Annotated in this window: 21 protein-coding genes; 20 read left to right on the top strand and 1 reads right to left on the bottom strand. The window is 69.9% G+C overall.

The window, feature by feature from the left end; translation table 11 throughout:
- Positions 1-72: 72 nt before the first annotated feature.
- The 17 genes from OG867_RS09815 (at position 73) to OG867_RS09735 (ending at position 21,709) form a co-directional block, all read left to right on the top strand.
- Positions 73-525, top strand: coding sequence for a MarR family winged helix-turn-helix transcriptional regulator (locus tag OG867_RS09815; protein WP_406284321.1), 453 nt, complete (start codon positions 73-75; stop codon positions 523-525).
- A gap of 11 nt (positions 526-536) precedes the next feature.
- Entirely contained in the window at positions 537-1,943 is a 1,407-nt protein-coding gene (locus OG867_RS09810) for an MFS transporter (protein ID WP_406290872.1), read from the top strand.
- A gap of 35 nt (positions 1,944-1,978) precedes the next feature.
- Positions 1,979-2,530, top strand: coding sequence for an isochorismatase family protein (locus OG867_RS09805; protein WP_406284319.1), 552 nt, complete (start codon positions 1,979-1,981; stop codon positions 2,528-2,530).
- A 218-nt stretch (positions 2,531-2,748) separates the two neighbouring features.
- Positions 2,749-5,088 (top strand): ABC transporter family substrate-binding protein, encoded by a 2,340-nt coding sequence (locus OG867_RS09800; protein WP_406284317.1) that lies wholly within the window; start codon positions 2,749-2,751, stop codon positions 5,086-5,088.
- Positions 5,089-5,206: 118 nt separating this feature from the next.
- On the top strand, positions 5,207-5,878 hold the full coding sequence (locus tag OG867_RS09795) for a hypothetical protein (RefSeq protein WP_406284315.1): 672 nt from the start codon (positions 5,207-5,209) through the stop codon (positions 5,876-5,878).
- A gap of 227 nt (positions 5,879-6,105) precedes the next feature.
- Positions 6,106-7,980 (top strand): translational GTPase TypA, encoded by a 1,875-nt coding sequence (gene typA, locus OG867_RS09790; protein ID WP_406284313.1) that lies wholly within the window; start codon positions 6,106-6,108, stop codon positions 7,978-7,980.
- 462 nt (positions 7,981-8,442) lie between these two features.
- Complete coding sequence (locus tag OG867_RS09785; RefSeq protein ID WP_328902134.1) at positions 8,443-10,083, top strand: ABC transporter substrate-binding protein; 1,641 nt, start codon at positions 8,443-8,445, stop codon at positions 10,081-10,083.
- Positions 10,084-10,249: 166 nt separating this feature from the next.
- The gene (locus tag OG867_RS09780; RefSeq protein WP_328904451.1) at positions 10,250-11,182 is read left to right on the top strand and encodes an ABC transporter permease; all 933 of its coding nucleotides are present in this window, start codon (positions 10,250-10,252) and stop codon (positions 11,180-11,182) included.
- On the top strand, positions 11,175-12,122 hold the full coding sequence (locus OG867_RS09775) for an ABC transporter permease (RefSeq protein WP_328902135.1): 948 nt from the start codon (positions 11,175-11,177) through the stop codon (positions 12,120-12,122). The genes OG867_RS09780 and OG867_RS09775 overlap by 8 nt, the downstream gene beginning before the upstream one ends.
- Positions 12,123-12,132: 10 nt before the next feature.
- Entirely contained in the window at positions 12,133-13,191 is a 1,059-nt protein-coding gene (locus OG867_RS09770; protein WP_406284311.1) for an ABC transporter ATP-binding protein, read from the top strand.
- The gene (locus tag OG867_RS09765) at positions 13,184-14,329 is read left to right on the top strand and encodes a dipeptide ABC transporter ATP-binding protein (protein WP_328902137.1); all 1,146 of its coding nucleotides are present in this window, start codon (positions 13,184-13,186) and stop codon (positions 14,327-14,329) included. Before OG867_RS09770 ends, OG867_RS09765 begins: the two co-directional genes overlap by 8 nt.
- Before the next feature lie 266 nt (positions 14,330-14,595).
- Complete coding sequence (locus tag OG867_RS09760; protein WP_406284309.1) at positions 14,596-16,227, top strand: ABC transporter substrate-binding protein; 1,632 nt, start codon at positions 14,596-14,598, stop codon at positions 16,225-16,227.
- Positions 16,228-16,326: 99 nt separating this feature from the next.
- Positions 16,327-17,250, top strand: coding sequence for an ABC transporter permease (locus tag OG867_RS09755; RefSeq protein ID WP_328902139.1), 924 nt, complete (start codon positions 16,327-16,329; stop codon positions 17,248-17,250).
- A complete protein-coding gene (locus OG867_RS09750; RefSeq protein ID WP_328902140.1) occupies positions 17,243-18,217 on the top strand; it encodes an ABC transporter permease in 975 nt (324 codons plus the stop codon). The genes OG867_RS09755 and OG867_RS09750 overlap by 8 nt, the downstream gene beginning before the upstream one ends.
- A gap of 13 nt (positions 18,218-18,230) precedes the next feature.
- A complete protein-coding gene (locus tag OG867_RS09745) occupies positions 18,231-19,208 on the top strand; it encodes an ABC transporter ATP-binding protein (protein ID WP_328902141.1) in 978 nt (325 codons plus the stop codon).
- Positions 19,198-20,475, top strand: coding sequence for an ABC transporter ATP-binding protein (locus OG867_RS09740; protein ID WP_406284306.1), 1,278 nt, complete (start codon positions 19,198-19,200; stop codon positions 20,473-20,475). Before OG867_RS09745 ends, OG867_RS09740 begins: the two co-directional genes overlap by 11 nt.
- Before the next feature lie 181 nt (positions 20,476-20,656).
- Positions 20,657-21,709 carry a hypothetical protein gene (locus tag OG867_RS09735; protein ID WP_328902143.1) on the top strand — a complete coding sequence of 351 codons (1,053 nt, stop codon included), beginning with the start codon at positions 20,657-20,659 and terminating at the stop codon, positions 21,707-21,709.
- Between the two features lie 20 nt (positions 21,710-21,729).
- On the opposite strand, the gene OG867_RS09730 is transcribed toward OG867_RS09735, so the two are convergent.
- Entirely contained in the window at positions 21,730-23,823 is a 2,094-nt protein-coding gene (locus OG867_RS09730) for a prolyl oligopeptidase family serine peptidase (protein WP_406290870.1), read from the bottom strand.
- A gap of 210 nt (positions 23,824-24,033) precedes the next feature.
- On the opposite strand from OG867_RS09730, the gene OG867_RS09725 reads away from it, so the two are divergent.
- From OG867_RS09725 to OG867_RS09715, 3 genes are read left to right on the top strand one after another with little or no spacing between them, the layout of a single operon-like run.
- Entirely contained in the window at positions 24,034-24,228 is a 195-nt protein-coding gene (locus tag OG867_RS09725; protein WP_018100847.1) for a hypothetical protein, read from the top strand.
- 51 nt (positions 24,229-24,279) lie between these two features.
- Positions 24,280-25,179: an N-acetyl-1-D-myo-inositol-2-amino-2-deoxy-alpha-D-glucopyranoside deacetylase gene (mshB, locus tag OG867_RS09720; protein ID WP_328902145.1), complete on the top strand. Its 900-nt coding sequence runs from the start codon at positions 24,280-24,282 to the stop codon at positions 25,177-25,179.
- Positions 25,176-25,631 (top strand): DUF6113 family protein, encoded by a 456-nt coding sequence (locus tag OG867_RS09715; RefSeq protein ID WP_406284304.1) that lies wholly within the window; start codon positions 25,176-25,178, stop codon positions 25,629-25,631. Before mshB ends, OG867_RS09715 begins: the two co-directional genes overlap by 4 nt.
- Positions 25,632-25,905: the final 274 nt, after the last annotated feature.

The raw sequence follows: 25,905 nt of genomic DNA, 5'->3' as shown, positions 1-25,905 counted from the left end.
GGCGCCCGGGGGTGCGGGAAGGATCGACAGGCTTTCTTGCAAGGTGGCCTGTTGATCTCGTACGGTGAATGTATGACGCACGCATCCGGGGCGGGCCCCGACCCCACGGCCGAAGAGGTGGCGAACCAGCTGGCCTCCGTGGTCGGCCGGCTCCTGCGGCGGCTGCGTTCCTCCTCGTCGGAGTCGCTGCTGACGCCGACCCAGCGCTCGGTGCTGGCCCGGCTGGACGACGGGGGCGCCGCGACCACCGCGGACCTGGCCCGCGCCGAATTCGTACGCCCGCAGTCCATGCGGCTGACCCTGGGCGCCCTGGAGACGCAGGGGCTGGTCGAGCGGGCGCCGGACCCGGCCGACGGGCGGAAGTCCGTCATGACGGTCACGGCCGCCGGGCGCACGACGCTCGCCCAGGTCCGGGCCGCCAAGCGGAACTGGCTGGCCGAGGCCGTCGCCGCCGAGCTGGACGGGCACGAGCGGCGGACGGTCGCCGAGGCCGTGGCCCTCATCGAACGCCTGGTCGCTTCGTGACGGCTCGCGAGGTGCTTCCCGGGGCGGTACGCGCGGATCTCCGCCCGGACCGGACGGAGTCCGACCCCGGCTTCAGCGCCCGGCTCACCGCGCCGTTGCTGCTCGGCTCGCTGCTCAACCCGCTGAACACCACCATGATCTCCACCGCGCTGGTGGCGATCGGGCACCACTTCTCCGTCGGCGCCGCCGACACCGCCTGGCTGATCTCCGTCCTCTACCTCGCCAGCGCCGTCGCCCAGCCCGTCCTCGGCCGGCTCGCCGACGTCCTCGGGCCGCGCCGGGTCTTCCTCGCCGGCCTGGTCGTGGTCGTCGCCTCCGGTCTGGTCGGCACCTTCGCGCAGGGCTTCGGCCAGCTGATCGTGTCGCGGCTGCTGCTCGGCATCGGTACGTCGGCGGCCTACCCGGCCGCGATGGCGGTGCTGCGCGACGAGGCGGCCCGGATCGGCCGGGCGACGCCGCGCCCGGTGCTGGCCCGGCTCTCCTTCGCCGCGCTCGGCAGCGCGGCGGTCGGGCCCACGCTCGGCGGGCTGCTCGTCATGACGGCCGGCTGGCGCGGGATCTTCGCCGTCAACGTGCCCGTGGCGCTGATCGCCCTCGGCGCGGCCCTGCTCTGGATCCCCGCCGACCCGCCCCGCGCCCGCACGGCCGGCGGCCAGGCGCCCCGGCTGGGGCTCGATCCGCTCGGCATCGCCCTCTTCGCGACCGCGCTCACCGTCCTGGTCTTCTTCCTGCTCGACCTCGCGCACCCGATGTGGTGGCTGCTCGCGCCGTTCGCCGCGCTGGGCGCCGCCCTCGTGTGGTGGCAGCTGCGGGCCCCCGCCCCCTTCATCGATCTGCGGATGCTCGCGGGCAACGGCGCGCTCTCGCGTACGTACCTCCGGCACGGCCTCAGCTACCTGCTGATCTACTGCGTGATGTACGGATACACGCAGTGGCTGGAGGAGGCCCGGGGCTACTCCTCCGGGCACACCGGACTCCTCATGCTGCCGATGTCCGTCGCCGCGCTGGTGTGCTCGCTGCTCGGCGCCCGTACGAAGGGCATCCGGGGCCCCCTCGTCCTGGCCTGCGTCCTGCTCACCGCCGGAGCCGGAACACTCTTCCTGCTGTCCGGCGACGCACCGGTCGCCGTCCTGCTGCTCGCCGGCGCCTGCTTCGGCATCCCGCAGGGGCTCATCGGCACCAGCAACCAGGCGGCCGTGCAGGCGTACGCGCCGCCCGCCTCCGTCGGCTCGGCCGCCGGCCTCCAGCGCACCGCCCAGTACATAGGGGCGATCACCGCCTCCAGCCTCATCGCCCTGGCCTACGGACAGTCGGCCGGCGACCGGGGGCTGCACCTGATGGCCGCCGTCGCCGCCGTTCTGGGCGTCCTGCTCATCGTCCTCACCGTCACCGACCGCGCCCTGCGCGGGCGTACCTGATCCCCCTCAAGCACCACGCCACAAGGAGCACCACCATGACCGCCACCGTCCTCGACCCGAACACCGCTCTGATCGTCGTCGACCTCCAGAAGGGCATCACCGCCCTGCCCACGGCCCACCCCTCCGCCGGCGTCATCGCGAACGCCGCGACCCTCGCCGACGCCTTCCGGGCCAAGGGCCTGCCCGTGGTCCTCGTCCGCGTCACCGGCGGCGCGCCGGGCCGCAACGAGGGCCCGGCCCGGTCCGGGAAGCCGGCCGCCGACTGGGCCGAGATCGTGCCCGAGATGGGCCAGCGCGAGGGCGACATCATCGTCACCAAGCAGCAGTGGGGCGCCTTCTACGGCACCGACCTCGACCTCCAGCTGCGCCGCCGGGGCGTCACCCAGGTCGTGGTGGCCGGCATCGCGACCAGCATCGGCGTCGAGTCCACCGCCCGCTCCGCGCACGAGCACGGCTACCACGTCACCCTCGCCACGGACGCGATGACCGACATGAGCGGCGAGGCCCACGACAACAGCCTGCAGCGGATCTTCCCGCGCCTCGGCGAGACCGGCACGACCGACGAGATCGTCAAGCTCCTCGGCTGACCGGACCCGCACAGGACGGAGCGCCGCCGCCCCCGGGCCGCGGCGCTCCGCCGTACGGGTGGGCTTCGGGGCGTACACGCCGTGTCGGCACGGCGTTGCCGCGCGAGGGCGTTTTCAGTGGAGGGGCGGAACCAGTGTGATCAACTGCAAATGCCACCAAAAACGCTCAATCAGGCCCTTTCCCGGTGTGGGCCGGGCCGTCCCCGGAGGTATCAGCCATGTCCCACGTCGGCGTCCCGCGCGGGACGGCCCGAAAGAGGCGCATCCCCGCCCTTCTCACCGCAGGCGTCCTCACCCTCCCCGTGCTGGCCGGATGCAGCTCGGGCGGCGAGGAGACCGCGGCCGTCGCCGCCGTACCGCAGGACGTGGCCCGCGCCGCCCGCGCCCAGGTCGCCGACGGGGGCAAGGTCACCTGGGCGATCGACGCGCTCCCCGCCACCTTCAACGCCTTCCAGGCGGACGCCGACAGCGCCACCACCCGGATCACCGGCGCTCTGCTGCCGACCCTCTTCCCGCTCGACGCCCAGGGCCGGCCGCAGCTCAACCCGGACTACCTCGAATCCGCGAAGGTGACCGAGACCGAGCCCCGTCAGGTCGTCGTCTACCGCCTCAACCAGCAGGCCGTCTGGAGCGACGGCCGCGGCATCGGCGCCCCGGACTTCGTCGCCCAGTGGCGGGCGCTCAGCGGCAAGGACTCCGCGTTCTGGACCGCCCGCAACGCCGGCTACGAACGCATCGAGAAGATCGAGCGCGGCCACGACGACCTGGAGGTCAAGGTCACCTTCGCCAAGCCGTACGCGGACTGGCGCTCGCTGTTCTCGCCGCTCTACCCGAAGCAGATGACGGGCTCCCCGGACGCCTTCAACGACGGCGCCCGCACCACCCTCAAGGCGACCGCCGGGCCGTTCCGGCTGCGCGAGGTGGACAAGAAGACCGGCTCCGTCACACTGACCCGCGACCCGCGCTGGTGGGGCGGTCGCGCCAAGCTGGACTCCCTGGTCTTCAAGGCCGTCAAGCCCGAGGACCGCACCGACGCGCTGGCCGAGGGCGCCGTCGACATCGCCGACATCGACTCCACCACCGCCCACCGCATCGCCCAGGCCGTCCGCGAGGGCGCGGCCGGCGCACCGCCCGCCCACGGCCCCGGCGCCGCGCAGGGCCCGGCGGACGCCCTGCGCTCCTGGGCCGTGGCGCACGGCACCGACGAGGGTGCGGCCGAGGAGGAGCAGGAGGCGCGGGACGACAAGGCCAGGGCCGCCGACGCGTACGCCACCGAGCAGAGCGGGCTGCGCGCCTTCGTGGTCCGCAAGTCCCTGGAGCCCGCCTACACCCAGCTCGCGCTGAACGGTGAGACCGGACCGCTCGCCGACGACCGGGTGCGCCGGGCCGTGGCCCGCGCCCTGGACCGCCAGGAGCTCGCCGACACCGTGCTGAAGCCACTCGGGCTGCCCGCGCAGCCGCTCGGCAGCCACCTCGCCGTCGCCGGGCAGCCCGCGTACCGGGACGGCAGCGACGCGCTCGGCAAGCAGGACACCGAGCAGGCGCAGGCGCTGCTCGCCGACGCGGGCTGGACGCGCGAGGGCGCGCTGAGCCGGACCGACGGCACCAAGGCGGGCAGCGAGGGCGAGAAGCAGAAGAAGGACGCCGGCACGAAGGCCGACGAGGAGAAGAAGGGGAGCGCCGGCAAGGACGCGGACGACGGCAAGGGCAACCGTGCCGCGGGCGAGCCCGCCGCCGACGACGGCCTCTACATCGTCGGCGACGACAAGCCCAGCGGCCCCGGCACCCACGTCCTCGCCCCGGCCCCCGACGCCGCCGCGCAGAGCACCGCCCTGCTGCGCCAGGCCGGGTACCTCGGCTCCACGGGAACCTCGGAGGACGCCCGGGACGCGATCCGGGCCCAGGACCGGCAGCCCGGAGGCGCCGCCGGGGCCTACGCGCCCGCGGGGACCGCCGCGCCCGCCAAGGCGGCCGACACCGCGCGCGGTCCGCTCGGCAAGAACGGCAAGCCGCTGAGCCTGCGCTTCGTCCTGCCGTCCGGGCCCGGCTCGGCCGGTCTGCGCAGCGTCGGCGAGAAGATCGCCGCCATGCTCGACACGATCGGCATCCGCACCGAGATCACCAAGGTGTCCGACGACAGCTACTTCCGCGACCACGTGGCCTCCGGCGACTACGACATGGCCCTGTACTCCTGGCCCGCCACCGCCTACCCGGCCACCGACGACCGCCCGATCTACGCCAAGCCGCTGCCCGCATCGGACGGCTCGCTGCTCGTGGAGCAGAACTACACCCGCGTCGGCACGGACCACATCGACCAGCTCTTCGACCAGGCGGCGTCGGAGCTGGACGAGAAGGCAGCCCAGGACCTCATGCGCAAGGCGGACGCCCGCATCTGGGCCGCCGCGGGATCGATTCCCCTCTTCCAGCGCCCCCAGCTCGTCGCCACCGGCAAACAGCTCGTGAACGTCGGCGCCTTCGGCCTCGGGGTACCGCACTACCAGGACATCGGCTACAAGGCCCCGCAGGCGGCGGGCGCCCCGGCCGACCGGAAGAAGTAGCCGGATATCCGCACCTCTGGAACTGCTCAAGTCACTTGTCCGTGAGATCCGTTACGGCAACCGTGGTCCGTGGCCACCGGTGAATTCCACCGGAGGAACGGACCACGGGGGCGGAACCATGAAGCGGACACGAGTGCACCTCGGAGCGGCCGCCGCGATCGTCGCGGCGGCCCTCGCATGCGTCAGCGGCTGCTCGTCGACGGACGGCGGGACCACCGACGCTAAGCCGTCCGGACCGGCGAAGGCGGCGGACAAGACCATCGCCCGGGAGCCGCAGGCGTGCCGGGGAGGCACGTACACCTGGTTCAACATGCGCCAGAACTGGGTGATCAACGGCGTCGCCGAGGCACAGAGTGTGACCGGGTCCGGCCGCGTGACGAAACCGGTCCGGCGGCTGCGCACGGACCCGGCCTCCGTGGTGACCGAGGGCGCGGACCTGGACCCGGACCTCGTCCTCCACTCCCTCGGGACGAAGCTCGGACTGGTATCCGCGGACGACGATCCGAAGGGGGGTTCCGCCCTCGGCGAGCCGGGCACGTACGCACCGCTCGATGAGCCGTTGGGCCAGGTCAGCGACGTGAAGGGCACCGTGCGGCTGGTGAGCTTCAGCTACTTCAAGCTGATCGAGACGGACTTCCGCCACACGTGCGCCGGGGGCGGGAAGCCGGTCATCGGGCACGTGTCGACCTGGGGACCTTCCGGAGGGGGCGCGGTCAATTGCGACGAGCCCCTGGGCAAGGACGCGTCCGCCGCGGCCCACGAGGCCGTCAAGCTCTCCTGCGCCCGCTAGGGCCTGTCTGACCATTCCCGTCTGCCGGGCCCCAGTGCCGCGGCAGCCAAGGTCTGCCCCGGGCAAAACCTTGGCTGCCGCGGCACTGGAAATCGCCCGGGAAGCCGCAGCAGCAGCCGCCCCGTACCATGGGACTAGCCGTGGCGCGTCCGCCCGGCGGGCGTACGAGGACTCAAGACCGACCCAGGCGCCTGAATCCCCGATCCGAGAGAAGCGCAAGCCACACCATGCCCACGCGCCACGACATCCGTAACGTAGCCATCGTCGCCCACGTCGACCACGGCAAGACCACGCTGGTCGACGCCATGCTCAAGCAGGCCGGCTCCTTCGCCGCGCACGCCGCCGAGTCGCTCGACGACCGCATGATGGACTCGAACGACCTGGAGCGTGAGAAGGGCATCACGATCCTGGCCAAGAACACGGCCGTGAAGTACCACCCGAAGGATGGCGGCGACGTCATCACCATCAACATCATCGACACCCCCGGCCACGCCGACTTCGGCGGTGAGGTCGAGCGCGGCCTGTCGATGGTGGACGCGGTCGTGCTGCTGGTCGACGCCTCCGAGGGCCCGCTGCCGCAGACCCGCTTCGTGCTCCGCAAGGCGCTGACGGCCAAGCTGCCGGTCATCCTCTGCATCAACAAGACGGACCGGCCGGACTCCCGGATCGCCGAGGTCATCGACGAGACGTACGACCTCTTCCTGGACCTGGACGCCGACGAGGACCAGATCGAGTTCCCGATCGTCTACGCCTGTGCCCGTGACGGCGTCGCCTCGCTGACCAAGCCGGAGGACGGCACCGTCCCGCCGGACAGCGACAGCCTGGAGCCGTTCTTCAGTACCATCCTCTCCGCGGTTCCGGCCCCGGAGTACGACGAGGGCGCCCCCCTCCAGGCGCACGTCACCAACCTCGACGCCGACAACTTCCTCGGCCGGATCGCGCTCTGCCGCGTCGAGCAGGGCGAGCTGCGCAAGGGGCAGACGGTCACCTGGATCAAGCGGGACGGCACGCAGTCCAACGTCCGGATCACCGAGCTGCTGATGACCGAGGCGCTCACCCGCAAGCCGGCCGAGAAGGCGGGCCCGGGCGACATCTGCGCCATCGCCGGCATCCCGGACATCATGATCGGCGAGACGCTGGCCGACACCGAGAACCCGATCGCGCTGCCGCTGATCACGGTCGACGAGCCGGCCATCTCGATGACCATCGGTGCGAACACCTCGCCGCTCGTCGGCAAGGGCGGCAAGGGCCACAAGGTCACTGCCCGCCAGATCAAGGACCGCCTGGACCGTGAGCTGGTCGGTAACGTCTCGCTGCGCGTCCTGGACACCGAGCGTCCCGACGCCTGGGAGGTCCAGGGTCGTGGTGAGCTCGCGCTCGCCATCCTGGTCGAGCAGATGCGCCGTGAGGGCTTCGAGCTGACCGTCGGCAAGCCCGAGGTCGTCACCAAGCAGATCGACGGCAAGACGCACGAGCCGATCGAGCGCATGACCATCGACTCGCCGGAGGAGCACCTCGGCGCCATCACGCAGCTGATGGCGACCCGCAAGGGCCGCATGGAGACGATGACGAACCACGGTTCGGGCTGGGTCCGCATGGAGTGGATCGTCCCGTCCCGCGGCCTCATCGGCTTCCGTACGGAGTTCCTGACGCAGACCCGCGGTACGGGCATCGCGCACTCCATCTTCGAGGGCCACGAGCCGTGGTTCGGCGAGCTGCGGACCCGTCACAACGGCTCCCTCGTCGCGGACCGTTCGGGCACGGTGACGCCGTTCGCGATGGTCAACCTCCAGGAGCGCGGTGTCATCTTCACCGAGGCCGGCACCGAGGTCTACGAGGGCATGATCATCGGCGAGAACTCGCGCGCCGACGACATGGACGTGAACATCACCAAGGAGAAGAAGCTCACCAACATGCGCGCGGCCTCCGCGGACACGACGGAGAACGTGGTCCCGGCCCGCAAGCTGTCGCTGGAGCAGTCCCTGGAGTTCTGCCGCGACGACGAGTGCATCGAGGTGACCCCGGAGACCGTGCGTATCCGCAAGGTCGTCCTGGACCAGAAGGACCGCGGCCGCGCCGCGTCGCGTGCCAAGCACGGCTGAGCCGGCGCCGGTAGGCGATTTCCGGCCGACGATCCGTCAGCTCAAGGCATTGCCGTAGCCCAGGGCCCTCACAGACACTGTGGGGGCCCTCGGTCGTGGTCAACCGGTTTTCGGCCTGCCTGACCAGCATGTGAGACAAAAACGTCCGACTATCGGAGGTTGCTCTCCGAAACGTGCGGTAACAGTCCGTTTCGGGGGTGTCTGTCTGGGATCGCTTTGTCCGGATTTTGGTCCGCGCAAGGGTCGGATGTTGTCAAACCGAGACCCTTTAAGTGTGGTTTACGGCCCAGTCGTACTTAATAGTTGGCTCCATTGAGCTCGGGTCAATGGGTCACGCGCTGTGGGGAGTGCGCCGACTCACGAGCACACTAAAGGGCACTGAAACGATCACCGTCAGGGGTGTCGGTGTATCAACCCAGTGCCCTTCTTGTAGTCAAAAGTGGACTCATGAGGAGGAAACCCATGCGTGGTGCCAAGAGCGCCAAGTGGGTCGCGGGAGCGGCCATCATCGCCCTGGCTGCGACTGCCTGTGGTGGCGGCGACGACGATGCCGACAAGGGCGGCAAGACCGCCAAGGGCGCGGTGAACCCGGACGGCATCTTCTCCGTCGAGGTCGGTGAGCCGCAGAACCCGCTGCAGCCGGCCAACACGATGGAGTCGAACGGCAGCATCGTCACCGACGCGATCTTCTCGCAGCTGGTGGACTACGACCCGTCCGGCAAGCTTGAGATGATCAACGCCGAGTCCGTCGACACCAAGGACTCGAAGCTCTGGACGGTCAAGCTCAAGAAGGACTGGAAGTTCCACGACGGCACCCCCGTCACCGCCGAGTCCTACATCAAGGCGTGGAACTGGGCCGCCAACATCAAGAACGACCAGACCAACGCGTCCTGGTTCGGCGACATCAAGGGCTACGCGGACGTCCACCCGGAGGACGCGAAGGCCAAGCCGAAGTCGGACACCATGTCCGGTCTGAAGAAGGTGGACGACTACACGTTCACCATCGAGCTCAACGCCCCGCTGCCGTACTTCTCGTACAAGCTCGGCTACACGGTCTTCTCGCCGCTGCCCGAGTCCTTCTACGCGGACCCGAAGGCCGCCGGTGAGAAGCCGGTCGGCAACGGCGCGTACAAGTTCGTCAGCTGGGACCACAAGAAGCAGATCAAGGTCGTCCGCAACGACGACTACAAGGGCCTCGACAAGGCGAAGAACGGCGGTGTGGTCTTCAAGAACTACACCACCCTCGAGACCGCCTACGAGGACCTGAAGTCCGGCAACGTCGACGTGCTCCGCCAGATCGGCCCGAAGGACCTCCCGGTCTACCGGTCCGACCTCGGTGACCGCGCCGTGGACAAGCCGTACTCGGCCATCCAGACGATCGCCGTCGCGTTCTACACCAAGCAGTTCAAGGGCATCGACCCGAAGGTCCTCCAGGGCCTGTCGATGGGCATCGACCGCGACACGATCACCAAGACCGTGCTCCAGGGCACGCGTGAGCCCGCCACCGGCTGGGTCGCCCAGGGTGTCCTCGGCTTCCAGAAGGACGCCACCGGCGACGTCACCAAGTACGACCCCGCCAAGGCCAAGCAGCTCATCAAGGACGGCGGCGGCGTCCCGGGCAACAAGATCTCGATCCAGTTCAACGCCGACGGCGGCCACAAGGAATGGGTCGAGGCGGTCTGCAACAGCATCACGCAGTCGACCGGCGTCAAGTGCACCGGTGACTCGAAGGCCGACTTCCAGGCCGACACCAACGCGCGTGACGACAAGCAGGTCAAGTCCCTGTACCGCTCCGGCTGGGTGCTCGACTACCCGGTGAACGCCAACTTCATCTCGGACCTGTTCCGTACGGGCGCCGCGGGCAACCAGGGCGACTTCTCGAACAAGGGCCTGGACGCGGAGATCAAGAAGGCCGACTCCGCCGCCTCCCTCGAGGACTCCGTTGCCGCGTACCAGAAGATCGAGAAGGAGCTGGTGAACTACATGCCCTCCATCCCGCTCTGGTACTACAAGGTCAACGCCGGCTACTCGGAGAAGGTCCAGAACGTCGACTACGCGCAGGACGGCGACCCGATCCTGACGCAGGTCGAGGTCAAGAAGTAATCACACCGACGTAGTCCGCGCGCACGCGCGGGACCGCCTGAAGAACGGTCCCGCGCCTGCCGCACGCAGTGGCCGGGGGGCCCTTCCACGCAACCGACCCACCCTCAGGGGAAGTCGGTGCGGGGGAGGGCCCGTCGGCTGCCGCCGCCTATTACATGGAGGCATGATGGGGCGCTATGTCGCACGACGACTGCTCCAGATGATCCCGGTCTTCCTCGGGACAACGCTGCTGATCTTCCTGATGGTCTACACGCTGCCCGGCGACCCCGTGCGCGGGCTCTTCGGGGACAAGGGTGCCGACCCGGCCACTCTGGAAGCGATGCGGCACAAGCTCGGACTGGACCAGCCGATTCTGGTGCAGTACTGGGACTACATGAAGGGCATGATCTTTCATGGGGACTTCGGCAACCAGATAGCCAGCGGACGCCCCGTCACCGACGTGCTCGGCGACGCCTTCCCGGTCACCCTGCGACTGGCGGGCATGGCGTTCATCATCGAGATCATCCTCGGCATCGGCCTGGGCATGGTCGCGGGTCTGCGTGCCGGCCGGCTGGCCGACAACGTGGTGCTGATCCTGACGCTGCTGATCATCTCGATCCCGGTCTTCGTGCTGGCGCACATCGTGAAGTCCGTCTTCGCCGACCAACTGGGGCTGATCTCGCCCAATGTCTCGAACGAGGCGACCTGGAGCGAGCTACTGACCCCGGCCATCGTGCTCGGGTCGCTCTCCCTCGCGTACGTGGCCCGGCTGACCCGTACGACGATGGCCGAGAACCTGCGGTCCGACTACATGCGTACGGCCGTCGCCAAGGGACTTCCCAAGCGCCGCATCATCGGTGTGCACCTCATGCGCAACTCGATGATCCCCGTCATCACCTTCCTGGGCACCGACCTGGGCGCCCTGATGGGCGGTGCGGTCGTCACCGAGTCCGTCTTCAACGTCAAGGGCATCGGCGGCACCATCGTGGAGTCGATCACCCGGCGTGAAGGGACCACTCTGGTGGGCCTCGTCACCATCCTGGTGCTCGTCTACCTGTTCATGACCCTGATAGTCGACCTGCTGTACGCGGTCCTGGACCCGAGGATCCGGTATGCCTGACGTGACCAAGACCGCACCCGCGCCCGAGGACGTCCACGGCCCCGTCACGGACCCGACCTCCGTCGTGCAGGCCGCCAAGGCGCGCAGCCTGTGGGGCGACGCCTGGGCCGACCTGCGTCGCAACCCGTACTTCCTGGTGTCGTCCGTCCTCATCGTCATCCTCCTGGTGATAGCCGTCTTCCCCGGCCTGTTCACCGGGGCCTCGGCGACCCACGCGGACCTCGGGAAGCACTTCCTGAAGAAGCCGGAGCTGAGCAAGATCGGCTCGGAGGGCTGGCTCGGATACGACGGGCAGGGCCGCAGCGTCTACGCCCGCGTCATCTACGGCACCCGCGCCTCGATCACCGTCGGCGTCTGCGTCACCGTGCTGGTGACCGTGTTCGGCGGCCTCGTCGGGATGCTGTCCGGGTTCTTCGGCGGCTGGGTCGACGCGATCCTCTCCGGCTTCACCAACATCTTCCTGGGCCTGCCGTTCCTGCTCGGCGCGATGGTCGTCCTCCAGTCCTTCAGCGAGCGCAAGGTGTGGGTCGTCGTCCTCGCCCTGGCGTTCCTGGGCTGGACGCAGATCGCCCGAGTCATGCGGGGCGCGGTGATGACCGTCAAGGAAGCCGACTACGTCCAGGCGGCCCGGGCGCTCGGCGCGAGCACCACCCGGATCATGTTCCGGCACATCCTGCCGAACGTGATGGCGCCGGTGATCGTCGTCGCCACCATCTCGCTGGGTGTGTACATCTCGGCCGAGGCGACGCTGTCGTACCTGGGCCTCGGTCTCGCCGACCCGACCATCTCGTGGGGCATCGACATCTCGACCGGTTCGAACCAGATCCGGGTGGCACAGCACATCCTGATCTACCCGTCGATCATGCTCAGCATCACCGTTCTGGCGTTCATCATGCTCGGCGAAGCCGTCCGCAACGCCCTCGATCCGAAGTCGCGATAGGAGGGCGAACGTGGCCACCATCAACAAGACCGCCGAAGTCCCGTCCGCACGCCGGGGTGACGACCACGTCGGTCCCCTGCTCGAAGTCCGTGACCTGCACGTGGAGTTCCACACCCGCGACGGTGTGGCCAAGGCGGTCAACGGGGTCAACTACAGCGTGGACGCAGGCGAGACCCTCGCCGTCCTCGGCGAGTCCGGTTCCGGCAAGTCCGTGACGGCGCAGGCCATCATGGGCATCCTCGACATGCCGCCCGGCAGGATCCCCCAGGGCGAGATCCTCTTCCGCGGCCAGGACATGCTCAAGATGTCCAACGAGGAGCGCCGGAGGATCCGCGGCCAGAAGATCGCCATGATCTTCCAGGACGCGCTGTCCTCGCTGAACCCGGTCCTCACCGTCGGCTACCAGCTCGGCGAGATGTTCCGGGTCCACCAGGGCCTGTCCAAGAAGGAAGCCCGCGCCAGGGCCATCGAGCTGATGGACCAGGTGAAGATCCCGGCCGCCGCGGCCCGGATCTCGGACTACCCGCACCAGTTCTCCGGCGGTATGCGCCAGCGCATCATGATCGCGATGGCGCTCGCCCTGGAGCCGGACCTGATCATCGCGGACGAGCCGACCACCGCGCTCGACGTGACCGTCCAGGCCCAGGTGATGGACCTGCTCGCGGAGCTCCAGCGCGAGTACAACATGGGCCTGATCCTGATCACCCACGACCTGGGTGTCGTCGCGGACGTCGCCGACAAGATCGCCGTGATGTACGCGGGCCGGATCGTCGAGACCGCCCCGGTGCACGAGATCTACAAGCGCCCCGCGCACCCGTACACCAAGGGTCTGCTGGCCTCGATCCCGCGCCTGGACCAGAAGGGCCAGGAGCTCTTCGCGATCAAGGGCCTGCCGCCCAACCTGCTGCACGTGCCGTCGGGCTGCGCGTTCAACCCGCGCTGCACCATGGCCCAGGACATCTGCCGTTCGGACATCCCGGCCCTCCAGCCGGTGACCGAGCAGGACGGCACCGAGCTGGCCGGCCGCCGCAGCGCCTGTCACTTCTGGAAGGAGACGATCCATGGCTGACATCTCGAAGGAGTCCGTGGACGCCACCCCCAACGTCTCCGAGGTGGAGACCGTCGACGCGGCGTCCGAGGCGGAGGCCGTAGCCGCCATCGACGCGCCCGTGTCGCAGGGGGAGCCGATCCTCCAGGTGCGCAACCTCGTCAAGCACTTCCCGCTGACGCAGGGCATCCTCTTCAAGAAGCAGGTCGGCGCGGTCAAGGCCGTCGACGGCATCTCGTTCGACCTGTACGCGGGCGAGACGCTGGGCATCGTCGGCGAGTCCGGCTGTGGCAAGTCCACCGTCGCCAAGCTGCTGATGACGCTGGAGCGGGCCACCGCCGGCGAGGTCTTCTACAAGGGCCAGGACATCACCAAGCTGTCCGGCCGCGCGCTGAAGGCCGTCCGCCGCAACATCCAGATGGTGTTCCAGGACCCGTACACCTCGCTCAACCCCCGTATGACGGTGGGCGACATCATCGGCGAGACGTACGAGATCCACCCCGAGGTGGCCCCCAAGGGCGACCGGCGGCGCAGGGTCCAGGAGCTCCTGGACGTCGTCGGCCTCAACCCGGAGTACATCAACCGGTACCCGCACCAGTTCTCCGGCGGCCAGCGCCAGCGCATCGGCATCGCCCGCGGCCTCGCGCTCAACCCGGAGATCATCATCTGCGACGAGCCGGTCTCCGCGCTCGACGTGTCGGTGCAGGCGCAGGTCATCAACCTGATGGAGAAGCTCCAGGACGAGTTCAACCTGTCCTACCTCTTCATCGCGCACGACCTGTCGATCGTCCGGCACATCTCGGACCGGGTCGGCGTCATGTACCTCGGCAAGATGGCCGAGATCGGTACGGACACCGCGATCTACGACCACCCGACGCACCCCTACACCCAGGCGCTGCTGTCGGCCGTCCCGGTGCCCGACCCGGAGGCCCGCGAGGGCCGCGAGCGGATCATCCTCACCGGTGACGTCCCCTCCCCGGCCAACCCGCCCTCGGGCTGCCGCTTCCGCACCCGCTGCTGGAAGGCCCAGGACAAGTGCGCCACCGAGGTGCCGCTCCTCGCGGTCCCCGAGCGCTTCAAGACCTCGAAGACGCCGGCCGCCCACGAGTCGGCCTGCCACTTCGCGGAGGAGAAGGACGTGGTGCACGCGGCCTCGTAACGCCGCGCACGCAACGAAGGGCGCCCCGGAACCGATCGGTTCCGGGGCGCCCTTCGTCATGCGCGCGGTCGGCTCAGGCAGTCGGGTGACCTGAGGCAGGGGCCGTCGGACTGTCGTGTACGCGTCCGGAATCTGATGTCCGGGCGCGTTCGCCGACGTCCGGACGGGTGCCGCCGTGCCCGAATGGGGGGAGTAGATATGCATACGCCCCTCTCTGGGGTGATATTTGACCTCACGTATGCCGGAGCACAATGAGGAGGCACTCCATGCGCGGAGCCACACACGTCAAGTGGGCCGCATGCGCGGCGGCCGTCGCCCTGGCGGCGACGGCCTGCGGCGGGGGCGACAGCGGTGGCGGTGGCGGTGGCGCCGACGGGATCGTCAGCTCGTCCTGGGGTGACCCGCAGAACCCGCTGGAGCCGGCCAACACGAACGAGGTGCAGGGCGGCAAGGTCCTCGACATGATCTTCCGGGGTCTGAAGAAGTACGACCCGAAGACCGGCGAAGCGACCAACATGCTGGCCGAGAAGATCGAGTCCAAGGACAACCAGAACTTCACCGTCACGGTGAAGGACGGCTGGACCTTCAGCAACGGCGAGAAGATCACCGCCACGTCCTTCGTGAACGCCTGGAACTACGGCGCGCTCCTGAAGAACAACCAGAAGAACGCCTATTTCTTCGGCTACATCGACGGCTACGACAAGGTCCACCCGGAGTCCGGGAAGGCCAGTGCCACCAAGCTGTCCGGCCTCAAGGTCGTGGACGACAAGACCTTCACGGTCAAGCTGTCGCAGAAGTTCTCGCTGTGGCCCGACACCCTCGGCTACCCGGCCTTCGCTCCGCTCCCCAAGACCTTCTTCACCGACCACGCGTCCTGGCTCGACCAGCCCATCGGCAACGGCCCGTACACCATCGACAAGTACACCAAGGGCTCCTCGATGAGCCTGCGCAAGTGGGACGACTACCCCGGGGACGACAAGGCGCAGAACGGCGGCATCGACCTCAAGGTCTACACCGACAACAACACCGCCTACACCGACCTGACAGCCGGCAACCTCGACCTCGTGGACGACGTGCCCGCCTCGCAGCTCAAGAACGTCAAGTCGGACCTCGGCGACCGGTACATCAACACCCCGGCCGGCATCATCCAGACCCTCGCCTTCCCGTTCTACGACAAGAACTGGAACACCGCCGGCGCGGTCAAGGTCCGCCAGGGCCTGTCGATGGCGATCAACCGCCCGCAGATCACGGACCAGATCTTCCAGAAGACCCGTACCCCCGCGTCCGACTGGACCTCCCCGGTCCTCGGTGACGACGGCGGCTTCAAGAAGGGCCTCTGCGGCAAGGAGTGCACGTACAACGCCGCCGAGGCCAAGAAGATGATCGAGGACGGCGGCGGCATCCCGGGGGGTCAGCTCAAGATCTCGTACAACGGTGACACCGGCTCGCACAAGGAATGGGTCGACGCCGTCTGCAACAGCATCAACAAGGTCATGGGCAACAACAAGGCGTGCGTGGGCGCCCCCGTCGGCACCTTCGCCGACTTCCGCAGCCAGGTCTCCCAGCAGAAGCTGCACGGCGCCTGGCGTGCGGGCTGGCAGATGGACTACCCGCTCATCCAGAACTTCCTGCAGCCCGTGTACTACAGCAACGCCTCGTCCAACGACGGCAAGTGGAGCAACAAGCAGTTCGACGACCTCGTGGACAAGGCCAACGCCGAGTCCGACAAGGCCAAGGCGGTCTCCACCTTCCAGGACGCCGAGAAGGTCATGGTCCAGCAGATGCCCGTCATCCCGCTCTGGTACCAGAACGGCAGCGCCGGCTACTCGGAGAACGTCAGCAACGTCGCGCTGAACCAGTTCAGCGTCCCGGTGTACGAGCAGATCAAGGTCAAGTAAGGGACGAGGCCGGGTGGCCCGTGCGGTGACGCACCGGTCGCCCGGCTTCCCCGTCCCCCGACTCCCGAGCCTCCGTCCCCGCGACCCCCGGAGCCCTTCATGGGACGTTATGTGATCCGGCGGCTGCTGCAGATGATCCCGGTCTTCTTCGGCACCACGCTGTTGATCTTCCTGATGGTGAACGTGATGGGCGACCCCATCGCGGGTCTCTGCGGCGACCGCCAGTGCGACCCGGCGACCGCCGCCCAACTCCGCACGGAATTCGGCCTCGACAAGCCGGTGTGGCAGCAATACCTCACCTACATGGGCAACGTCTTCACCGGCGACTTCGGCACCGCGTTCAACGGGCAGGACGTCACCGAGCTGATGGGCACCGCCTTCCCCATCACCATCCGCCTCACGCTCGTCGCGATCGTCTTCGAGATCGTCATCGGCATCAGCCTCGGCGTCGTCACCGGGCTGCGCCGCGGCCGGCCGGTCGACACCACCGTCCTCATCCTGACGCTGATCGTGATCTCCATCCCGACCTTCGTCACCGGTCTGCTGCTCCAGCTGCTCCTGGGCGTCGAATGGGGCGTCATCAAACCGTCCGTCTCGCCCGAGGCCCCCCTGAACGAGCTGATCATCCCGGGCCTGGTGGTCGCCTCCGTCTCACTGGCGTACGTCACGCGGCTCACCCGGACCTCGATCGCCGAGAACACCCGCGCCGACTACGTCCGCACCGCCACCGCCAAGGGCCTGCCCCGGCGCCGCGTGGTCATCCGCCACCTGCTGCGCAACTCGCTGATCCCGGTCGTCACCTTCATCGGTACGGACGTGGGCGCCCTGATGGGCGGGGCGATCGTCACCGAGCGGATCTTCAACATCCACGGCGTCGGCTACCAGCTCTACCAGGGCATCCTGCGTCAGAACTCGCAGACCGTCGTCGGCTTCGTCACCGTCCTGGTGCTGGTCTTCCTGGCGGCCAACCTGATCGTCGACCTCCTCTACGCCGTACTCGACCCGAGGATCCGCTATGCCTGAGCAGACACCGGACGAGGCGATCTCGGCCGCCGGAGCCGGCGGGCCCACGGACCTCGCGCTGGCGGAGGGCGACAGCCTGGAGAAGACCCCCGGCGGCCCGGACGGCACCGGTCCCGGTACCAAACCGCAGAGCCTGTGGTCCGACGCCTGGCGCGACCTGCGCCGCAACCCGGTCTTCATCATCTCCGCGCTGATCATCCTGTTCCTGGTGGTCATCTCGATCTGGCCGCAGCTCATCGCCTCCGGCGACCCGCTCGACTGCGACCTCGGCAAGGCCCAGCAGAGCTCCCAGCCCGGCCACCCCTTCGGCTACGACGGACAGGGCTGCGACGTCTACACCCGCGTCGTCTACGGCGCCCGCAACTCCGTCACCGTCGGCATCTGCTCCACCGTCGGCGTCGCCCTGATCGGCAGCGTCCTCGGCGGCCTCGCGGGGTTCTTCGGCGGCTGGTGGGACGCGCTCCTGTCCCGGCTGACCGACATCTTCTTCGGCATCCCCGTCGTCCTCGGCGGCCTGGTCTTCCTCTCCGTGGTGACCAGCTCCACCGTCTGGCCGGTGATCGGCTTCATCGTCCTGCTCGGCTGGCCGCAGATCGCCCGCATCGCCCGCGGCTCGGTCATCACCGCCAAGCACAACGACTACGTGCAGGCCGCCCGGGCCCTCGGCGCCTCCAACAGCCGGATGATGCTGCGCCACATCGCGCCGAACGCCGTCGCCCCGGTCATCGTCGTCGCGACCATCGCGCTGGGCACGTACATCTCGCTGGAGGCGACCCTGTCGTTCCTCGGCGTGGGCCTGAAGCCGCCCGCCGTCTCCTGGGGCATCGACATCTCCGCCGCGTCCCAGTACATCCGCAACGCCCCGCACATGCTCCTCTGGCCCGCCGGCGCGCTGGCGGTGACGGTGCTGGCCTTCATCATGCTCGGCGACGCGGTGCGCGACGCCCTCGACCCCAAGCTGCGCTGAGGAGTCCGCTGCCATGTTGCTCGAAGTGCGCGATCTGCACGTGGAGTTCCACACCCGGGACGGGGTCGTGAAGGCCGTCAACGGGGTCAACTACTCGGTGGCCGAGGGCGAGACGCTCGCGGTGCTCGGCGAATCGGGCTCCGGCAAGTCGGTCACCGCGCAGGCGGTCATGGGCATCCTCGACATGCCCCCGGGGAAGATCCCGCAGGGCGAGATCCTGTTCAAGGGCCGCGACCTGCTGAAAATGAAGAAGGAGGAGCGCCGGAAGATCCGCGGCCAGGAGATGGCCATGATCTTCCAGGACGCGCTGTCCTCCCTCAACCCCGTTCTGACCGTCGGCGAGCAGCTCGGCGAGATGTACGTCGTGCACCGCGGGATGTCCCGCAAGGACGCGAAGGCCAAGGCCATCGAGCTGATGGACCGGGTCCGCATCCCGGCCGCCAGGGAGCGGGTCGGCAACTATCCGCACCAGTTCTCCGGCGGCATGCGCCAGCGCATCATGATCGCGATGGCGCTCGCCCTGGAGCCCTCCCTGATCATCGCCGACGAGCCCACCACCGCCCTCGACGTCACCGTCCAGGCCCAGGTGATGGACCTCCTCGCGGAGCTCCAGCGCGAACTGAACATGGGCCTGATCCTCATCACCCACGACCTCGGCGTGGTCGCGGACGTCGCCGACAAGATCGCCGTGATGTACGCGGGCCGCATCGTGGAGACCTCGCCCGTGCACGACATCTACAAGGCGCCCGCCCATCCGTACACCAAGGGCCTGCTGGCCTCGATCCCGCGCCTGGACCAGAAGGGCCAGGAGCTGTACGCGATCAAGGGCCTGCCGCCCAACCTGCTGCACATCCCGCCCGGCTGCGCCTTCAACCCGCGCTGCCCGATGGCCCAGGACGTCTGCCGCACCGACGTGCCGCCGCTGTACGACGTGGCCGAGCACCGACAGAGCGCCTGCCACTTCTGGAAGGAGACGCTCGATGCACGCTGACCACTCGGGGCGCAAGGAAGCGCGCGAGGAGGGCGAGGCCGCGCGCACCCTGCTGTCCAAGTCGCGCCAGGAGAGCGCGTACGCGGGCGGCGAACCGATCCTGGAGGTGCGCGACCTCGTCAAGCACTACCCGCTGACCCAGGGCATCCTCATCAAGAAGCAGGTCGGCGCGGTCAAGGCCGTCGACGGGGTCTCCTTCGACCTCGGGGCCGGCGAGACGCTGGGCGTCGTGGGGGAGTCCGGCTGTGGCAAGTCGACGGTCGCCCGGCTGCTCGTGCACCTGGAGGAGCCGACGGCGGGTGCCATCCGGTACAAGGGCGAGGACATCACCAAGCTGTCCGGCCGCGCGCTGAAGGCCGTCCGCCGCAACATCCAGATGGTGTTCCAGGACCCGTACACCTCGCTCAACCCGCGCATGACGGTCGGCGACATCATCGGGGAGCCGTACGAGATCCACCCGGAGGTCGCCCCGAAGGGCAGCCGGCTCCGCAAGGTGCAGGAACTGCTCGACGTCGTCGGGCTCAACCCGGAGTACATCAACCGCTATCCGCACCAGTTCTCCGGCGGCCAGCGCCAGCGCATCGGCATCGCCCGCGGCCTCGCGCTCAACCCGGAGATCATCGTCGCCGACGAACCGGTCTCCGCGCTCGACGTCTCCGTCCAGGCGCAGGTCGTCAACCTGCTGGACCGGCTCCAGGCCGAGTTCAACCTGAGCTACGTCTTCATCGCGCACGACCTCTCCATCGTGCGGCACATCTCCGACCGGGTCGGCGTGATGTATCTGGGCCGGTTCGTGGAGATCGGCACCGACGCGGAGATCTACGAACACCCCACGCACCCGTACACGCAGGCGCTGCTCTCCGCCGTTCCGGTGCCGGACCCCGCGGCGCGGGAGTTCCGCGAGCGGATCATCCTGCACGGCGACGTGCCCTCGCCCGCCAATCCGCCCTCCGGCTGCCGCTTTCGCACCCGCTGCTGGAAGGCCCAGGAGCGGTGCGAGCTGGAGGTGCCCCTGCTGGCGGTCCCGGCGGCCTTCCAGGACGTGGACACCCCGGCCCGGCACGCCTCCGCCTGCCACTTCGCGGAGGAGAAGCGGGTGGTCCCGCCGGAGGGCACTCTCGACGCGGTGCCGGGGGAGGGCGGCCAGGAGGAGGCGGCCGCGCGGGCGACGGAGGCGGCGGAGGCCACGGACGCCGCCGAGCAGCCCGGGCCGGCGGACCGCGACGAGGGCCCGCCCCCGCCGTCCGGGAGCAGCCGGGCCCTCTGACGCGGCGTTAACACACGGGCAACGTCCCCGATATACGGACGCGGCATCATCGACAGCGTACGGCCGTGCGGGTGCCGTGGAACCGGCCGGTGGGGTGTGACGCCCCCCCGGCCGGTCGCCGTACGGGCGGGCGGCGGAGGCCCTCTTGTCCGGAGGGCGGACGCACGGAAGTATCGCCGGTGTGATATTCACCCGCGGAGCAAGAGTCACCGGAGCCGTCCTGTCCGCCGTGCTCGCGGTGCTCGTCGCGTGCTGGCTGATACGGGACGTCGACGCGATCGGTTTCGGCCAACTGTGGCGGTACTGGTCCGGGTTGTACGACACCCGCATGCGGGCCGTCCCCACCACCTCGGGCACGGATCTCGTCCTGTTCGTGGTGTACGTGGCCGTCGCCGTGGCCGCGCTCCGCGCCGCGTCCGCCGCGTCCGCGCTCGTCGTCGCCGGGGTGGTCACCCTCACCGTGCGGCTCCCCGGACTCTGGACCATCGGCAGCCGCCGGATGGAGACCGCGTACTCCGACGACCTGCGCTCACGGGCTCTGATCTGCGCCTTCGTCGCCGTCGCCGCGGCCGCCGCAATGATCATCACCGCCGCCGCGGGACGCCGCCCGCCCGCCGACTCCTACGAGCGGACGCCGACCGGACCCGGCCCCGGCGCGGGCGTCCTGGCGTTCCTGGCGCTGTGCGCCGCCGGGGCCGTGCTGATCGCCTGGGAGATCCGCCAGGTCGTCCGGGACCCGGAGTTCTTCCCCGACTGGTACGTGGGCGGTGACCGGATCGCGCAGTATCTGACCGGTCCGCCACCGGGCTGGGCCACCGTGATGCTCGCCCTGCTCTGCGTGTTCGCCGGGATCAGCGCCGTGGCCCGCGCCCCGCACGCCCGCCCGTTCGGCCTGGTGGCCGCGGCGGTGCTGCTGCCCGGCGGGGTGTTCGGGGTGGTCCGGATCGTGCACTACGACATGCTGGAGCACTTCGGCGACCTGCCGACCGAGCTCCGGCTCAGCCTGCTCAGCTCGGTCTTCCAGGCACTCGCCGCCGTGGCCGCGCTCATCGCCCTCGCCGTGCCGGGCCCGGTCCGCGCCCCGGGCCAGGACCCCTGGACCGGCACCGGCCCGGGCTGGGGCCCCACACCGGCCACGCCCCCGCACCCCGGGCAGCCGCCCGGCTACGGCTATCCGCAGGGCGGCGGCTTCGGCCCGCCCCCGCCGCCCTCGCAGCCGCCGCCCGGCTGGTAGCTAGGACGCCCAGCTGGTAGCTAGGACGCCCCCTGGAGCCCCAGCGACCGCTTCAGGAAGTCCACCTGGAGCAGCAGCAGGTTCTCGGCCACCTTCTCCTGCGGGGTCATGTGGGTCACCCCGCTCAGCGGCAGCACCTCGTGCGGCCGGCCGGCGGCGAGCAGCGCCGAGGACAGCCGCAGGCTGTGCGCGACGACCACGTTGTCGTCCGCGAGACCGTGGATGATCATCATGGGCCGCACCTGCTCGGCCGCGTGCGACAGCCCCTCGTCGGTGACCAGCGAGTTGTACGCGTACACCTCCGGGTTCCGCGCCGGGTCACCGAGGTAGCGCTCGGTGTAGTGGGTGTCGTAGAGCCGCTGGTCGGTCACCGGGGCGCCGACGACCGCCGCGTGGAAGACGTCGGGCCGCCGCAGCGCGGCCAGCCCGGCCAGGAAGCCGCCGAACGACCAGCCCCGGATGGCCACCCGGCCGAGATCCAGCGGGAAGCGCTCCGCGAGCGCGTGCAGGGCCTCCACCTGGTCGTCCAGGCTGAGGGCCAGGTTGTCCTTGACCGCCTTCTCCCAGGCCGGTGAGCGGCCGGGCGTCCCCCGCCCGTCCGCGACGACCACGGCGAAGCCCTGGTCCGCGAACCACTGCGAGGTGAGATGCGGATGGTGGGCGGCCGCTACCCGCCGGCCGTGCGGCCCGCCGTACGGGTCCATGAGGACCGGAAGCGGACCGTCCGACTCCGAGTACCCGGTGGGGAGCAACACGGCGCACGGAATCCGCCGTGCGCCCCCTTCGGTGAGCACCGGCCGCGCGGTCAGCACCGGGCGCTCCGCACGGTTCTCCACGACGGCGACCTCCTTGCCGTCCCGCAGCACCCGCGCCGTCGACCCGGACCGCTCCGGCGTCGCCGAGACCAGCACCGTCACCCGGCCCGACCGGACCGCCGTGTGCACGCCGACGCCCTCGGAGACCCGCTCGACGCCCAGCTCGTTGACCCGGTACACATGGGTCTCGCCGATCTCCGGCGCGGCCGCCGTCTCGCCCGCCGACGCCGACACCAGGACGTCGGAGTCCCCGATGTCCAGCACCGACCGGATGTGCAGCCGGCTCCTGGTCAGCGTCCGGTCGCCGACCGCGAGCCGCCGCGCCCCGCCCTCGTCCGTGATCCGCACGAGCCGCCCGTCCGGTGCCCACGCGGGCACCCCGGAGAACAGCTCCAGCCAGACCGGGTCCTCGTCCGCGTGCACGGTCCGGGTCGCCCCGGTCTCCGGGTCCACCGCCAGATACAGCTGGCTCTGCTGGTCCCGGGCCTGGACGAGGAGGAGCGGAGCCCCGTACGAGGACCAGTGCACCCGCGCCAGATACGGGAACCGGGCCCGGTCCCACACCACTTCGGTGCGCTCGCCGTCCAGGCCCACGACATGGAGCCCCACCTCCGCGTTGGGCGTTCCGGCGGCCGGGTAGGCGACTTCGGCCGGCTTGCGGCCGGGGTGCGCGGGGTCCGCGATCCACCACCGCTGCACGGGGCTGTCGTCCACCCGGGCCACGAGCAGCCGGTCCGAGTCCGGCGACCACCAGAAGCCCTGGAAGCGGTGCATCTCCTCGGCCCCGATGAACTCCGTGAGCCCGTACGTGACATGGGCGTCCTCCGGCTCGGCGAGCGCCCGGTCCGCCTCGCCGTCCACCCCGACCACGCGCAGGGCACCCTTGGACACATAGGCGACGTGTCGCCCGTCCGGGGAGGGGCGCGGATCGATCACCGGGCCGGGAACGGGCAGCGCGCGCGCCGTGCCCGCGCCCAGATCGGCGACGTACACCTTCCCCGAGAGCGCGAACGCGGCCAACCCGGCGGCTCCGTCCAGCGCGTAGCCCACGATCCCCGAGGAGCCCTCGCGGCTGCGCTCCCGCCGGGCGCGCTCCTGCGCCGACAGACGCTCCTGTGAACCGCCCAGCAGCGCCCGCGGATCGGCCACCAGGCGTTCTCGCGGCCCGGAGCCCTCGTCCAGGTCCAGCACCCAGAGCTGCCCCGAGCGGTCCGTACCCGAACCCGAGCGCAGGTAGACCACACGTCCACCGTCGGGTGACACCGTGAACGCACGCGGTGCCCCGAGGGTGAATCTCATGGTCCGGGCCTGCTGGAGCGGAAACGTGATCTCTGACGAAGTCATACGCCGAACCTATCGACCCACGCCCGTCCGTGCGCCCCTCGTGCTGCTGTGCCCCGAACAATGCGGCGCCACGGATAGTTATGATCCGTAGCGCTCGGTGGGTATGAACCTGCTGGCTCCACGTGTGCTGCCCGTCCCCGACCGTACCGATGGAGGTGAACCGCTGTGGCGCTCTCGATTTCGGCGGTGGTGCTGCTGGCGATCATCGTCTTCCTGCTGATCCGGAAGTCCGGACTGAAGGGAGGACATGCGGTCGTCTGCGCGCTGCTCGGTTTCTATCTCGCCAGCTCGTCCATCGCACCCACCATCTCCGAGCTGACGACGAACGTGGCGGGCATGATCGGCGGCATCAAGTTCTGACCGGGTCACCCGTCGGCGGGCGGCCGTCCCGGGGGCTCGTAGGCTGGTCCCATGACGGACCTTCCCGCCCGGCGGCTTCTCCTGGTGCACGCGCACCCGGACGACGAGTCGATCAACAACGGTGCCACCATGGCCAGGTACGCGGCCGAGGGCGCCCTGGTCACGCTGGTGACCTGCACGCTCGGCGAGGAGGGCGAGATCATCCCGCCCTCGCTCGCCCGTCTCGCCGCCGACCGCGACGACGCCCTGGGCCCGTACCGAGGCGGCGAACTGGCGGCGGCCATGAAGGCGCTGGGCGTCACCGACCACCGCTTCCTCGGCGGCCCCGGCCGCTACCGGGACTCCGGAATGATGGGCGCCGAGCAGAACCGCCGCCCCGGTGCCTTCTGGTCGGCCGACGTGGACGAGGCCGCCGGGCACCTCGCCGACGTCATCCGCGAGGTGCGCCCCCAGGTCCTGGTGACGTACGACCCCGACGGGGGCTACGGACACCCCGACCACATCCAGGCCCACCGCGTCGCCACCCGCGCCGCGGAGCTGGCCGCCGACGCCGCTTACCGGCCCGGCTCCGGCGCCCCGCACGCCGTCGCGAAGGTCTACTGGAACCGGGTGCCGCGCTCGGTCGCCGAGGAGGGGTTCGCCGCGCTGCGCGCCGGGGCCCCGGACGCGTTCCCGGGGATCGCCGAGATCGGCGACGTACCGGGTGTGGTGGACGACGACCGGATCACCACCGTGATCGACGGCTCCGGGCACGAGGACGCGAAGACCGCCGCGATGCGGGCGCACACCACCCAGATCGCCGTCCAGGGGCCCTACTTCGCCCTGTCGAACGACCTGGGGCAGCCCGTGTTCACCACGGAGTACTACGAGTTGGTCAGCGGCACGCCGGGTGCTCCGGCGGGCGAACGCGAACGGGACCTCTTCGCGGGTGTGCCGGGGGCGGACCGGTGAGCGGGAGCAGCAGGGCGCGGGCCGGCGGCGACCGGACGGACGCGCAGAAGAGGGACAATCCGGCCAGTGGTCTGGCCGCCCCCCTCAACCCCGCCCGGATCGCCGCCCTGTTCGGGCTCGCGGTCCTCGGCGCCGTCGTGGGCATCGCCGGAACGCTCGTCCAGCCCGCCTGGTTCCCCGGCGGGCTGCTGCTCGCCCTGGCGGCCGCGGCCGGCCTCTTCTACGGCGGGCGCACCCTCATGGGCACCCAGCCCGGGGCCGTGGCTCCGGCGGCGGGATGGCTGGTTTCGGTCGTCTTTCTGCTCAGCGGGCGGCCCGAAGGGGACTATGTCTTCGGTGACGCGCTCGGCCTCGGGTTCTTCATGCTGGGCGGAATGGCCATCGCTGTGATCTGTGCCACCATGCCGCGATCGTCCGGGCAGCGGGCCGAAAGCGGCCGACCTGCCAAGTAATGTGCTCCGTCCGATCCCGTAATGCCCCCTGCCCGTCCGGGGGGTGCGCAGTCGTTTCCCCCGGTGGCGGGGTGTGTGCCGGCGGCGGCCAGTATGGTGGTTCGCGCGCCCGGGCTGCGGCACGGGGGAAGAACGGGCGGCGGAGCCAATCGGGAGAACCTGCTTTGAGTCGTGAAACTGACAGTTCGTCCTCCGGGCCCCAGGGTCGCGGAGGAGCCGCGTACCCCTCGGGTACGCCGCCGTACGGATCCCGCCAGTATCCGTCGACACACCC

Source organism: Streptomyces sp. NBC_00209, assembly GCF_045206345.1.
GTDB lineage: Bacteria > Actinomycetota > Actinomycetes > Streptomycetales > Streptomycetaceae > Streptomyces.
This window is presented reverse-complemented; position numbering and strand designations above follow the sequence as displayed.

Coding starts and splice junctions, on each gene's coding strand:
- OG867_RS09815 (WP_406284321.1), top strand. CDS start 73: ATGACGCACGCATCCGGGGCGGGCCCCGACCCCACGGCCGAAGAGGTG.
- OG867_RS09805 (WP_406284319.1), top strand. CDS start 1,979: ATGACCGCCACCGTCCTCGACCCGAACACCGCTCTGATCGTCGTCGAC.
- OG867_RS09800 (WP_406284317.1), top strand. CDS start 2,749: ATGTCCCACGTCGGCGTCCCGCGCGGGACGGCCCGAAAGAGGCGCATC.
- OG867_RS09795 (WP_406284315.1), top strand. CDS start 5,207: ATGAAGCGGACACGAGTGCACCTCGGAGCGGCCGCCGCGATCGTCGCG.
- typA (WP_406284313.1), top strand. CDS start 6,106: ATGCCCACGCGCCACGACATCCGTAACGTAGCCATCGTCGCCCACGTC.
- OG867_RS09785 (WP_328902134.1), top strand. CDS start 8,443: ATGCGTGGTGCCAAGAGCGCCAAGTGGGTCGCGGGAGCGGCCATCATC.
- OG867_RS09780 (WP_328904451.1), top strand. CDS start 10,250: ATGGGGCGCTATGTCGCACGACGACTGCTCCAGATGATCCCGGTCTTC.
- OG867_RS09775 (WP_328902135.1), top strand. CDS start 11,175: ATGCCTGACGTGACCAAGACCGCACCCGCGCCCGAGGACGTCCACGGC.
- OG867_RS09765 (WP_328902137.1), top strand. CDS start 13,184: ATGGCTGACATCTCGAAGGAGTCCGTGGACGCCACCCCCAACGTCTCC.
- OG867_RS09760 (WP_406284309.1), top strand. CDS start 14,596: ATGCGCGGAGCCACACACGTCAAGTGGGCCGCATGCGCGGCGGCCGTC.
- OG867_RS09755 (WP_328902139.1), top strand. CDS start 16,327: ATGGGACGTTATGTGATCCGGCGGCTGCTGCAGATGATCCCGGTCTTC.
- OG867_RS09750 (WP_328902140.1), top strand. CDS start 17,243: ATGCCTGAGCAGACACCGGACGAGGCGATCTCGGCCGCCGGAGCCGGC.
- OG867_RS09745 (WP_328902141.1), top strand. CDS start 18,231: ATGTTGCTCGAAGTGCGCGATCTGCACGTGGAGTTCCACACCCGGGAC.
- OG867_RS09740 (WP_406284306.1), top strand. CDS start 19,198: ATGCACGCTGACCACTCGGGGCGCAAGGAAGCGCGCGAGGAGGGCGAG.
- OG867_RS09730 (WP_406290870.1), bottom strand. CDS start 23,823: ATGAGATTCACCCTCGGGGCACCGCGTGCGTTCACGGTGTCACCCGAC.
- mshB (WP_328902145.1), top strand. CDS start 24,280: ATGACGGACCTTCCCGCCCGGCGGCTTCTCCTGGTGCACGCGCACCCG.